Origin of the sequence: Paenacidovorax caeni (assembly GCF_001298675.1) — a bacterium.
In the GTDB taxonomy this organism is placed as follows: Bacteria; Pseudomonadota; Gammaproteobacteria; order Burkholderiales; family Burkholderiaceae_C; genus Paenacidovorax; species Paenacidovorax caeni.
Genome location: NZ_CYIG01000006.1, coordinates 24,863 through 36,800 on the forward strand (window position 1 = coordinate 24,863; position 11,938 = coordinate 36,800).

9 protein-coding genes are annotated in these 11,938 nt (G+C 64.2%); 7 read left to right on the plus strand and 2 right to left on the minus strand.

Going from position 1 to position 11,938, the window contains the following annotated elements; all coding sequences use genetic code 11:
• Window positions 1-77 precede the first annotated feature (77 nt).
• From BN2503_RS03760 to BN2503_RS03770, 3 genes are all read left to right on the plus strand, one after another.
• The gene (locus BN2503_RS03760; RefSeq protein ID WP_054255313.1) at window positions 78-1,589 is read left to right on the plus strand and encodes a helicase HerA-like domain-containing protein; all 1,512 of its coding nucleotides are present in this window, start codon (window positions 78-80) and stop codon (window positions 1,587-1,589) included.
• Window positions 1,590-1,684: 95 nt separating this feature from the next.
• Window positions 1,685-2,434 carry a LytR/AlgR family response regulator transcription factor gene (locus BN2503_RS03765; protein WP_054255314.1) on the plus strand — a complete coding sequence of 250 codons (750 nt, stop codon included), beginning with the start codon at window positions 1,685-1,687 and terminating at the stop codon, window positions 2,432-2,434.
• Window positions 2,434-3,717 (plus strand): GHKL domain-containing protein, encoded by a 1,284-nt coding sequence (locus BN2503_RS03770; RefSeq protein ID WP_233495003.1) that lies wholly within the window; start codon window positions 2,434-2,436, stop codon window positions 3,715-3,717. Before BN2503_RS03765 ends, BN2503_RS03770 begins: the two co-directional genes overlap by 1 nt.
• A 77-nt stretch (window positions 3,718-3,794) precedes the next feature.
• Here the strand turns inward: BN2503_RS03770 and BN2503_RS03775 are convergent, their stop codons facing one another.
• On the minus strand, window positions 3,795-5,180 hold the full coding sequence (locus BN2503_RS03775) for a metallophosphoesterase (protein ID WP_054255372.1): 1,386 nt from the start codon (window positions 5,178-5,180) through the stop codon (window positions 3,795-3,797).
• A gap of 300 nt (window positions 5,181-5,480) precedes the next feature.
• Between BN2503_RS03775 and BN2503_RS03780 the strand changes: the two genes are divergently transcribed.
• The 3 genes from BN2503_RS03780 to BN2503_RS03790 are packed head-to-tail and all read left to right on the plus strand — an operon-like array spanning window position 5,481 to window position 8,884.
• Window positions 5,481-6,455 (plus strand): threo-3-hydroxy-L-aspartate ammonia-lyase, encoded by a 975-nt coding sequence (locus tag BN2503_RS03780; protein WP_054255316.1) that lies wholly within the window; start codon window positions 5,481-5,483, stop codon window positions 6,453-6,455.
• Window positions 6,456-6,490: 35 nt separating this feature from the next.
• Complete coding sequence (upp, locus tag BN2503_RS03785; RefSeq protein WP_054255317.1) at window positions 6,491-7,120, plus strand: uracil phosphoribosyltransferase; 630 nt, start codon at window positions 6,491-6,493, stop codon at window positions 7,118-7,120.
• 30 nt (window positions 7,121-7,150) lie between these two features.
• Window positions 7,151-8,884 carry a Na/Pi cotransporter family protein gene (locus BN2503_RS03790; protein WP_054255318.1) on the plus strand — a complete coding sequence of 578 codons (1,734 nt, stop codon included), beginning with the start codon at window positions 7,151-7,153 and terminating at the stop codon, window positions 8,882-8,884.
• A 155-nt stretch (window positions 8,885-9,039) separates the two neighbouring features.
• On the opposite strand, the gene yoaA is transcribed toward BN2503_RS03790, so the two are convergent.
• The gene (gene yoaA / locus BN2503_RS03795) at window positions 9,040-11,016 is read right to left on the minus strand and encodes a DNA repair helicase YoaA (RefSeq protein ID WP_054255319.1); all 1,977 of its coding nucleotides are present in this window, start codon (window positions 11,014-11,016) and stop codon (window positions 9,040-9,042) included.
• Between the two features lie 110 nt (window positions 11,017-11,126).
• Between yoaA and BN2503_RS03800 the strand changes: the two genes are divergently transcribed.
• A complete protein-coding gene (locus BN2503_RS03800; RefSeq protein ID WP_054255320.1) occupies window positions 11,127-11,924 on the plus strand; it encodes a PP2C family protein-serine/threonine phosphatase in 798 nt (265 codons plus the stop codon).
• Window positions 11,925-11,938: the final 14 nt, after the last annotated feature.

An 11,938-nucleotide genomic window follows, 5' to 3' on the forward strand; every position in this document is an offset into this window, starting at 1 on the left:
AAGCGTCCTTTGTATTGAATTACCCTATTGCCCCCGATTTTACTTTTGCCCGCCAAAGCCCCCCGAGGAAACCCGAAATGGCCGACCCGATCCTGATTGCGCAGCACGCCACCACCACCTGCCACCTGCTCCCGGGCCTGGCCAACCGCCACGGCCTCATCACCGGCGCCACGGGCACGGGCAAGACCGTGACGCTGCAAACCCTGGCGGAGCGCTTCTCGCGCATCGGCGTGCCCGTATTCATGGCCGACGTGAAGGGCGACCTCACCGGCATCAGCCAGCAGGGCAGCCTGGCGCCCAAGCTCGCCGCCACGCTGCAAGAGCGCGGCTTGCCGCTGCCCACGCCCACGGCCTGCCCAACGCAGCTGTGGGACGTGTTCGGCGAACAGGGCCACCCGGTGCGCGCCACCATCTCCGACATGGGGCCGCTGCTGCTCGGGCGCATGCTCAACCTCAACGATACGCAGATGGGCGTGCTGAACCTGGTGTTCAAGATCGCCGATGACAATGGCTTGCTGCTGCTCGACCTGAAGGACCTGCGCGCCATGCTCGCCTACGTGGGCGACAACGCCAAAGAGTTCACCACCGCCTACGGCAACATCAGCGCCGCCAGCGTGGGCGCCATCCAGCGCGGCCTGCTGCAGATCGAACAGCAGGGCGGCGACAAGTTCTTCGGCGAACCCATGCTCGACCTGAACGACTTCATGCAGACCGTGGACGGCCAGGGCATGGTCAACATCCTCGCGGCCGACAAGTTGATGAACGCGCCGCGCCTGTACGCCACCTTCCTGCTCTGGATGCTGTCGGACCTGTTCGAGCGCCTGCCTGAGATTGGCGACCCCGAGAAGCCCAAGCTGGTGTTCTTTTTCGACGAAGCCCACCTGCTGTTCAACGAGGCGCCGAAGGTACTGGTCGAGCGCATCGAACTTGTGGTGCGCCTGATCCGCTCCAAGGGCGTGGGTGTGTACTTCGTCACGCAGAACCCCCTGGACATCCCTGACACCGTGCTGGCCCAGCTCGGCAACCGTGTGCAGCACGCGCTGCGCGCTTTCACCCCACGCGACCAGAAGGCCGTGAAGGCCACGGCCACCACCATGCGCCAGAACCCTGGTCTGGACATCGAGGCGGCCATCACCGAGTTGGCCGTGGGCGAAGCACTGGTGAGCTGCCTGGACGAAAAAGGCCGCCCCGGCGTGACCGAGCGCGTTTATGTGCTGGCACCGGGCAGCCAGATTGGCCCGATCACGCCGCAGCAGCGCCAGGCGCTGATCGCGGGCTCACTGGTGGCGGGCGTGTACGAGAAGATGGTGGACCGCGAATCGGCCTACGAGAAGCTGCAGGCGCGCGCTGGCGCACCCGCCGCAGGCACAGCGGTGGGCGGCGCGCCCGCGCAGGGCACCGACGGCGGCCTGCTAGGCGGGCTCAACGACGTACTCTTTGGCACCACGGGCCCACGCGGCGCCAAGCACGATGGCCTGGTGCAGACCATGGCCAAGACGGCGGCGCGCACCGTCGGCTCCAGTCTGGGCAAGGAAATTCTGCGCGGCGTCATGGGCAGCCTGTTCGGGGGCAACGGCAAGCGCCGCTGAACGCTGGCGCCCCACACGGGGCGCCCAGTCTGCCCTGCCCCTTCGCCCACAAAGCGAACGTGACACCTTCCCGCTGTCTTGCTGAAGAACGATCCATGGTGCGTATAGCGATCTGCGACGACATGTCGCATGAACTGCGACACCTCGTCGCACTCACCGAGCAGTACGTATCCCGCAACGGCGTCGACGCGGAAGTGATCGGCTTCAACCATCCGGATGCACTACTGACGGCCATGGAGGCAGAGCGCTTTCATGTCTACGTGCTGGACATCGTCATGCCGATGGTCAGCGGACTGGAATTAGGCAAGGCAATCCGCCGCATCGACCGTGAAGCGCAAATCATCTATGCCTCCACGGAGCCGCAATTCGCCTTGCAGGCCTATGCCGCCCATCCGTTGTCTTATCTGGTCAAGCCGATCGGCGCGCCGCAGCTGTTCGATGCCTTGGCACTGGCCCTCGCCAGGGTCGCCACCGCCGAAGAGCCCTGCTTTGCCGTCAAAACCCTCGACAGCCTGCGTGTAGTCAACATGGCACACATCATCTGCTGTGAATACAGCAACCACGCCGCCATCTTCAACATGGCGAGTGGCGAGACAGTGCGCAGCCGCACCTTTCGGGAAAATTTCTCGGAATACTGTGCCCCCCTCTTGCGGGAAAGGCATTTCCTGCAGTGCCACGCCTCGTTTGTGGTCAACATGCGCCGGATTGAGCGCTTTGCCAAGGGCGACTTCACGCTCCACGGCGGAAAGACCATTCCGATTGCCCCGAAACGATACGCAGTGGTCCGTGACACTTATATGAATTACCTGATGGCAAGAACGGGCGGCCAGGTAAACGCGAGATGATGGCGCATTTTCCCGATTTACTCAGGGCCGTGGTCACCGATGCCATGCTGGTCCTCCTGCTCTGCACCATGGCCACACCCAAGTACAAGAGCAAGGCCGTTTACGCTTTGGCAATCGCACTCATATTAAGCATAAACATCAGTGCGAACTATTACTTTTACCGCACCCAAAACTACACGGCCGTTTTTTATGTCGACCTCGCGATGCTGCTGGTGATCGGAATCACCCTAAAGCCCCTGTTCACAGACACGATCATGCAATGGTGCTTCAGCTATGTCACCATGATCAACATCTACTCCGCCGTTGTATTTCTGAGTTATTTCTTGCGAAATATCTTCCCCAATCCACTGTACGGCAATTCAATCGCACGTTTTTTGCTTTTTACAGCCTTCATCCTGGCATTTAAAAAATGGGTGTCTGCACCGTACCGCAAGGTGCTGGACTACTGGCATATCCACCTGCTGCCTATCGTTGCATTGCTGGCCTGTCTGCTGGGGTACTTCTTTGGCGGCGACATTCGCGACACACTGACCAGGAATCAACTGCCTTTATTCCTTCTCATCTTCCTGGGGTTTGCGGTCTACACCTCCATCATTTACTCCCTCAAAATCATCACCCGACAGCATGCCATGCGCGAAGAAAATGCGCTCATGCGTGTTGAGAAAGAATATCTCCAGCTGGCGACAAATGGAATGACAGAGCGAATCAAGCTGATGGAAGACGCATCGGCACAGAACAGCCGCGCAGCACATGATCGCCGCCATTTCCACAACGTGCTACTGGGACTGCTGGAACGAGGGCAAACCAGAGAAGCTGCGGCGTTGCTGCAAGCCGACAGACACGCAACGCCAACGACCAGCACTGCCTATTGCGAGAACCCGGCCATCAACGCCGCCGTCTGCCACTACGCAAGCATGGCGGAACAAGCGGGCATCCGCACGGAAATATGCCTGGATATCCCTGACAACCTGGACGTCGACCCCATCGGTTTCTCCATGGTGATTTCCAATCTCATGGAAAATGCCATCCATTCCTGCCAGAACCTGCCGCAAGGCAAGACACCCTACCTTCTGCTCACCTGCCACCATGTTGGACGGCTGCTGCTGGAAATAGAAAATCCCTGCAGCCCCGACACCACGCTGGACGGCAACGGTCTTCCCGCGGTTCGCAGCGAGGGGCATGGCATCGGCAGCAAAAGTGTTGCCGCCTTCGCCAAAAATTACGATGCCGAACTACTCTATGAAATCGCAAATGGCGTCTTCCGGGTGCGACTGCTGGTGTAGCAGCGCAGCGAAGGCGTGATTCTCCCGACCTTTTGCAAGGACTGCTGAAAACCACCCTCAGCCCCGGAAGATTGCCATCACGCACTGACGCTGGCCGTGATGTCTGCGACCTCCCCCTCTTTGACGAACTGGCGAATCGCTGTCGCATCCTTGCCGGTCGATCCGGTCGTGATGACCACGAAAGTACGGGTGGCCGGGTGCTCGGTATTCTCGTCGATCCAAGTTCCGGAATTCAAATAGCATTTACCGCCATCCACATAGCGGCACATGGGCACATGGGTGTGGCCAAAAACAACCACCTCCACATTCTTCTCATTTGGATTCTCCAAATAATTTGCCTTTGCCCTGGAGAAGAATGAATCAGGGAATGCTGGAGGAACCGCGCCAGCGACCGACACTGCAAAGGGAGCCTCGGGAACTTTGACCTTATTAGCCACCTGGCGCGCCTGCCAAGAAAGCTGAATATTTCTGAACAGCGTAGGAGCAGAAATATACTTCTTACCCGTCTGCTCATCCGTCAACATGGCGGGGTAAAAATCCTTATAAGTGTAATCCCCATTAAAACCAGAGATACGGATCTTGAATATTTTATTGGTCGCAAAGTGATCCTCGCCACTCTCATAGGGCGTCATCTTTTTTGAGATATTATCCAAGATACTGTAGTACGCGTATGCACCCGCTTGGTCTACATAAGCAGAATCCTTCAGGCCCGCATAATCGCCGGGACTGATGACGGGCAGATTCTGGGCCACCTTGGGTTTTCCTTCCAGCACCCAGGTTGCGGCATAACGGGCATAAAAATAGCCTGCTGGCAAGATTGTCTTGCCCTGATTGCCACACAACGCTTCATTGGTTACCGTATCGGGTGCCGAGAATACGTCATAGCGATGGCCGTGCTCGATGACAATTTCGTTTCGGTCACCGGTATAGTACGTGCCGAGCCCTTGAGGCTCCGCGCTCCCAGCCTGCACCAGTTGGGGAATGGCCTCCTGCAACACGCTTGGCTTGAGTGTCAAATCATGGTTTCCAGGGACATAGACCAGTTTGATCCCACTGGCAATGACCCTGTTCAGCTCATCAATGACACCTTGGTTGTTCGCGATGACATTCCTGTAGAACTGGTCCTGGTCGGTATACAGCGGATAGTAGTAAACCGGCAAAAACCACTCATCGAGAAAATCACCGGCAATCACCAGTTCACGCACATCTTTTGTGTTTTGCAGACATTGCAAAAACTTGATGAGCAGCGGCCGGTTTTTCAGCGTCTCGGTGTAGCGGTCTTCGATACCGAGGTGGATATCGCTGATGACGACGATTTTGTTCCGGACCGCATCAGCCGCCCACAGAGGCGCAGCGTCGGAATACGCGCTACTACTGCTCCCGCAGCCGGAAGCATTCAAGGCTGCCAGCGCGCCAGCGCCCGTGCCCATGCTCTTGACAAAATCTCTCCGGGAAAACTTCATTTTGACTCCAGTGAACCCGTGGTGGTTGGTGGGTGTATCCCTCACAGGGTACTGTGGAAACAGTAAAAAACGTCTGCCTACACTCAAAGGCGTCGTTTTTGCACTTATCTGACACGACGAGAAACGGTTCGAGTGAGCCCGCAGGCATGGCATGCCGCCGCCTTCAGCAGCCATTGCATTGCTCTTTAATTGATAGCTAATAGCGCTTGATAGACAAGCGCTAGCTGCCTTTTCAACCAAGATTCCCGGTAAGATGCAGACCCATCGCCGCACAGCACTCGTGCCCCCGAGGACGCCGCCATGAACCCCATCGCCCTGCCCCCTCCCACCGCCGCCGACGTGGCGGCCGCCGCGCTCCGCCTGCAGAACGTGGCGCACCGCACGCCGGTACTGCGCTCGGGCATGGCCGATGAGCTGCTCGGCGCCCAGGTGTTCTTCAAATGCGAGAACCTGCAGCGCACCGGTTCGTTCAAATTCCGTGGCGCGTACAACGCCCTCGCCCAGCTTGATGCCGCACAGCGCGAGCGCGGCGTGCTCACCTTCTCGGCCGGCAACCATGCCCAGGCCATCGCGCTGGCGGCGCGGCTGCTGGACATCCCGGCGCTGATCGTCATGCCCGAGGACGCGGCCGCGTCCAAGATGGCGGCGACGCGCCACTATGGCGCCCAAGTCGTCACCTACAACCGCTTTACCGAAGACCGCGAAGCCATCAGCCAGCACATCGCGCAGGAGCGCGGCATGGCGCTGGTGCCGCCGTCAGAGCACGCGCACGTCATCGCGGGCCAGGGCACCGCAGCGCTGGAGCTGCTGCAGGAAGTGCCACGCCTGCACTACCTGTTTGTGGCCGTGGGCGGCGGCGGCCTGTTGGCTGGCAGCCTGCTGGCCTCACAGTCAGCGGGCAGTGCCTGCGAGGTGTACGGCGTGGAGCCCGAGACCGCCAACGACGCACAACAGTCGCTGCGCAGTGGGCAGATCGTCACCATTGCCCAGCCGCGCACCATCGCCGATGGCGCGCTGACCACGGCACTGAGCCCGCTGGCGTTCGAGGTCATCCGGCGCCATGCCGACGGCATCGTCACCGCCAGCGACCTGCACCTGGTGCACGCGCTGCGCTTTTTTGCCGAGCGCATGAAGATCGTGGTCGAGCCGACGGGCGCGCTGGCCTTTGCAGGCGCGCGCCACGGCGGGGTCGATCTGCGCGGCAAGCGTGTGGGCATCATCATCAGCGGCGGCAACGTCGACCTGGCGCGCTATGCGCGCTTTCTGGCAGACTGAGCGCCCTTCTTTTTCTCTGCTCCCAAGAACAACCCATGAGCAACGTCCACGTCATAGACCACCCCCTGGTACAGCACAAGCTGACCCTGATGCGCAAAAAGGACGCCAGCACCAACAGCTTCCGCCGCCTGCTCGGCGAGCTGTCCACGCTGATGGCCTACGAAGTCACGCGCGACATGCCCCTGCAGGACGTGACCATCGAAACCCCGCTGGAGACCATGACCGCGAAGATGATCGACGGCAAGAAGTTGGTGCTCGTCTCCATCTTGCGCGCGGGCAACGGCTTCCTTGACGGCATGCTCAACGTGGTGCCCGGCGCGCGCATCGGCCACATCGGCCTGTACCGCGACCCGGCGACGCTGCAGCCGGTCGAGTACTACTTCAAGATGCCCTCGGAAATGGCGGAGCGCGACATCATCGTTGTCGACCCCATGCTGGCCACCGGCAACTCCGCCGCCGCCGCCGTGCAGCGGCTCAAGCAGCTGCAGCCGCGCTCCATCAAGTTCGTCTGCCTGCTGGCAGCCCCCGAAGGCGTGGCCACGCTGCAGAAGGCGCATCCCGAAGTGCCTATTTACACCGCCGCCATCGACCGCGAGCTTAACGACCATGGCTACATCCTGCCGGGTCTGGGCGATGCGGGCGACCGCATCTTCGGCACCAAGTAAGAAGGCCGCGCGGGCGCCGCAACCTATCCGTTGAGCACCACCGCCACGCCCCTGCTCGCCGCCGGCACGCTGCTGGGCGGCATCGGCCTGTTTCTGCTCGGCATGACCATGCTGACCAACGGCCTCAAGCTCGCTGCCGGGCGCGCGCTGGAGCGCATCCTCGCCGCCTGGACGCGCACGCCGCTGCACGGCCTGGTGACCGGGGTGGCGCTCACGGCGCTGGTGCAGTCATCCACCGCCATGACGGTGGCGGCCATCGGGTTCGTCAACGCCGGGCTGCTCAGCTTCAGCTCCGCGCTGTGGGTGGTGTTTGGCTCCAACCTCGGCTCCTCCGTTACCGGCTGGCTCGTGGCCTGGCTGGGCTTTTCCGTCAAGGCCGATGCCTTCGCCCTGCCCTTCATCGGGCTCGGCATGGGCCTGTACATCAGCGGCAACGGCACACGCCGCGGCGCGCTGGGCCAGGCCATCGCAGGCTTTGGCGTGCTGTTCCTGGGCATCGAGCTGCTGCGCCAGGGCTTCAGCGGCCTGGGACCGCAGGCCCTGCCGGCGCTGGCCAGCGACCTACAGGGCCTGGCGCTGGCCGTGCTGATCGGCCTGGGCATGACGGTGGTGCTGCAAGCCTCCTCGGCCACGCTGGCGGTGGTGCTCACCGCCGTGGCCGGGGGCTCGCTGGCCGTGGAGGTGGGCGCGGCCATGGTGATTGGTGCCAACGTGGGCACCACGCTCACCGGCATCCTGGCGGCCATCCAGGCCACGGCCAACGCACGGCGCCTGGCTGCCGCGCACGTGCTGTTCAACGTTGTCACCGCCGTGGTGGCGCTGGCGCTGCTGGGGCCGCTGCTGGCACTCATCGACACCGTGGGCCAGTGGCTCACGGGCCACAGCGATGCGGTGACGCAGCTCGTCATCTTCCACACGGCCTTCAACCTGCTGGGCGTGCTGCTGATGTGGCCGCTGGCCAAACCACTGGCGCGCTTTCTGCTCGCACGCTTTCGCTCAGCGGAGGAAGATGAGGCGCGCGCCCGCTTTCTTGACCGCAACGTCAGCGCCGTGCCCGCACTGGCGCTGCAAGCCCTGCGCCGCGAGATGACGCGTGTCGGCCACCTGGCCATGCAGCTCGCCGCAGACGCCACGCGGCTCGCCCCCCCATGGCCCGCGCCCGCAGCCCAGGCAGGCGCACAGCTGGCACGCCAGCTACAGACGCTGGAGCAACTGCTGCAACAGGTCGGCACCTTCGTCAGCGACGTGAGCCGCCAGGCCCTATCGCGCGACGTGGCCGAACAGATGCCGGAGCTGCTGCGCATCGCCGGCTACTACGACACGCTGGCGCGCGTCATGGCCCAGGCTGGCCAGCAGGTGCTGCGCACGCCACGCACACAGGCGCTGGAGGCCGGGCACGCCAGCCCGCTGGATGCCCTGGCCCCGGCCTGCGCCGCTGCCCTGGCGTTCTTCGAGGCCGCCGACCCGCAAGCCGCCGTGCCCGAAAGCAGCCCAGGTGCCAGCGATGCCCTGGCCGCCGTAGACGCAGCCCATGCCATCTTCGACGCCACCTACGAAGATGCCAAGGCGGCCCTGTTGCGCGCCGGCGCCCTGGGGCAACTGGAAGTGGCCGCCGTGCACGAGTGGGCCGGCCTGCTCGGCGATATGCGCCGCGCCGTGGAGCAAGGCCACAAGGCGGCCGCGCGCCTGGCCATGCTGCCGCCGCTGCTGCCGCTGCCGAATGGCAGTGCCGAGGCCCCCATACCGTCGCCCGCCGGCCAATGAGCTGGGGCACTCTTGGCTTACGCCGCACAGGCGCTTGGCACGAGCTCCTCTTTTGATAGCTGGTTGCGCTTGGCTAGCAACGGATAGGGCATCAAAAACACCCGAAAAACCCAAGTAGCAAGCGCTGGAAGCTATCAGAAAAATAGCATTCACCGTCACCCGGAACCTAGCCCCTGTAAGGCCTGGGCAAATTCCGCCTCGGATGCCAGCCACTGCATGGGCGGCAGCGCCGCGCGCAGGCGCTTGCCGTAGCCCATGGTGCGCAGGCGCGTATCACACACCACGAGCACGCCCCGGTCGGCCTCGTGCCGTATCAAACGCCCTGCGCCTTGCTGCAGGGCCACGGCGGCCTCGGGCAAGGCGTGCTCACGGAAGGCGCTGCGGCCCGCAGCCTCCAGGCGCTGGGCGCGCGCCTGGGCCAGCGGGTCGTCTGGCGGGGCAAAAGGCAGCTTATCGATCACCAGCAACTGCAGCGCGTCACCGGGCACGTCCACCCCCTCCCAGAAGCTGCCTGCGCCCACCAGCACGGCACCGCCCTGGCGCAGGCGCTGCAGCAGCAGGTGGCGCGGTTGCTGGCCCTGCACTAGCACGGTAAGGCCCTGCCCCGCCAGGCGCTCCTGCAGTGCCGCGCCAATGGCGTGCAGTGCACGGCGCGTGGTGGTCAGCACCATGGTGCGCCCGCCCAGGCGCAGCGCGGCATCGCCCGCGAGTGCCGCCACGGCCTGGCTGTGCGCAGCGCTGGAAGAAGGCGGCGGCATATCCGGCGGCACGTACAGTGCCGCCTGGCGCGCATAGTCGAAAGGGCTCTCCACCCGCAGGATACGTGCATCCTCCACGCCACACGGCCCGGTGAACCAGCGCAGCGTGGCATCGCCGCCCAGGGTGGCCGAAGTAAAAATCCAGGCCGTGGCAGGCGTGCCAGCCACCGGCTGCATCAGCGCACGCATGGTGTCGGCAATGTCCGGGGGCGACTCGACGAAGCGCAGTTGCGTGCCCACGTCGAGCCAGCGCACCGCGCCGGGCACGCCCGGCACCGCGAAGTGCGCCATGCGCTGCATCAGCCCTGTGCCGCGCACATGCAGCTGCGCCAGTGCGGGAGCCTTGTCCTGCAGCATGCCCAGGGCAGCCACCAGGCTGGCGCACGCCTGCCCCAAGCATTGCATGGCCTGGTGCCAGGCGCTGGCGGGCACGCCCTGGGGCAGTGCCTCCTGCCAGGGCAGGCGGGCGCCTTCGGGCTGCACGCCAGCGGCCTGGCGCAGGCCGCGCACAGCATCCTCCAGCGCCGTGGCCAGGGGCAGCCAGGGGGCCAGGCCACGTGCCTGGGCCAGCCCTTCAGCCAGGGCATCGCGCGCGAAGGCGCGCAGCGCGCCCGTACCCACCTGCAGGCCGGTGAACTGCAGGCCAGTGTCACAGAGCTGGTGCGCCTCATCGAACACCACCACGCGCGCGCGGGGCAGCAGCTCGGCCACGCCCGCCGTGCGCAACGCCAGGTCAGCGAAGAACAGGTGGTGGTTGACGACCACCACGTCGGCCGCAAGAGCGTCGGCACGGGCGCGGTTCACATGGCAGGTGCTGGCATGCGGGCAGGCGGCGCCCAGGCAGTTGTCGCGCGTAGAGGTGATGAGCGGGAGCACGGGCGTGGCCTCGTCCAGGCCGGGCAGCTCATCCAGGTCACCGCTGCGGGTGCCGCGCGCCCACTGCTGCACACGGGCCAGTGCACGCAGCCACTGCGGATCGAGCAGTTGCCCGGGCACGCCCCGGCAGGCACGCTCCAGACGCTCCAGGCACAGGTAGCTGGAGCGCCCCTTGAGCAGCGCCGCACGGACGGGCACGCCCAGGGCGGCCTGCACGCGCGGCAGGTCGCGCAGGAAAAGCTGGTCCTGCAATGCCTTGGTGGCGGTAGACACCAACAGCCGCTGGCCGCTGAGCAACGCGGGCACCAGGTAGGCAAAGGTCTTGCCCACGCCGGTGCCGGCCTCGGCGACGAGCGCGCCACCGTCCTGAATAACCTGCGCCACGGCCTGGGCCATGGCCACCTGGCCCGCGCGTGGGCGAAAATGCGTGTCGGCCTGCGCCAGCGGCCCTTGCCCGGCGAAGGCCTGCGCCACAGCCTGCGCAAGTGCGCTGGTCACGGCGGGAGCGGCAACAACATCAGACACAACACAGGGCGCACGGGCGGGCAAGACAAAGATGGCAAGCCATCATAATGACTGCCCATGCGCCTACGCGACACGACCACAGCATGAGCAAACCATTTCGCCTCATCGCATCGACCGGCATCCACAAAGGAGACCGCGATTACCAGCAAGACCAGGTGGCGGTACTCGCGCACCCGCGCTTCAACGGCTGCGTGCTGGGCGTCGTGGCCGACGGCATGGGCGGGCGCAGCGGCGGCCGCAAGGCGTCAGACCAGGTGATGATGACGGCACGCCAGCTTTTCGAGCGCTATTCGCCCGAGACGGACGACGCCACCAGCATGCTGAAGAACCTGGTGAACGAAGCGCACATCGTCATCCGGCTCACAGCAATTTCGGCCGAGCAGGAGCCGCACAGCACGATTGCGGCCTTCCTCATCAACCCGCGCGGCGACTGCCACTGGGTGCACGCGGGCGACTCGCGCGTGTACCACTTCCAGCATGGCCGTCTGCTGCACCGCACGCTGGACCACTCCTACGTGCAGGCACTGGTGGACCGCGGCGAGATCACAGAAGCCGAGGCCAACGTGCACCCCCACTCCAACATCCTGGTGGGCTGCCTGGGCGCTGAAAGCGACCCGCCCGCCACCACGCACTTCATTCCCCAGCTGCAGCCCGGCGACGTCATCCTGGCCTGCAGCGATGGCGTGTGGCACTACTTCTCGCCCAATGAGCTGGCCTCCGTCATCGAGGGCCTGTCGCCGCGCGAAGCCACGGAGTTCCTGATCGACAAGGCGCGCTCACGCGCGCGCGGCGGCGGCGACAACCTGTCGCTGGCGATCGTCAAGATCGAGCCGCTGGAGGATGAGAAAAAACCGCCGCGCATCGTCTTCCCCGGCGGTTAAGGCCCACGCCCTCA

What these genes read in the sequence shown, in the direction of transcription:
- BN2503_RS03760 (WP_054255313.1), top strand. Translation starts at nt 78, where the DNA reads ATGGCCGACCCGATCCTGATTGCGCAGCACGCCACCACCACCTGCCAC.
- BN2503_RS03765 (WP_054255314.1), top strand. Translation starts at nt 1,685, where the DNA reads ATGGTGCGTATAGCGATCTGCGACGACATGTCGCATGAACTGCGACAC.
- BN2503_RS03770 (WP_233495003.1), top strand. Translation starts at nt 2,434, where the DNA reads ATGGCGCATTTTCCCGATTTACTCAGGGCCGTGGTCACCGATGCCATG.
- BN2503_RS03775 (WP_054255372.1), bottom strand. Translation starts at nt 5,180, where the DNA reads ATGAAGTTTTCCCGGAGAGATTTTGTCAAGAGCATGGGCACGGGCGCT.
- BN2503_RS03780 (WP_054255316.1), top strand. Translation starts at nt 5,481, where the DNA reads ATGAACCCCATCGCCCTGCCCCCTCCCACCGCCGCCGACGTGGCGGCC.
- upp (WP_054255317.1), top strand. Translation starts at nt 6,491, where the DNA reads ATGAGCAACGTCCACGTCATAGACCACCCCCTGGTACAGCACAAGCTG.
- BN2503_RS03800 (WP_054255320.1), top strand. Translation starts at nt 11,127, where the DNA reads ATGAGCAAACCATTTCGCCTCATCGCATCGACCGGCATCCACAAAGGA.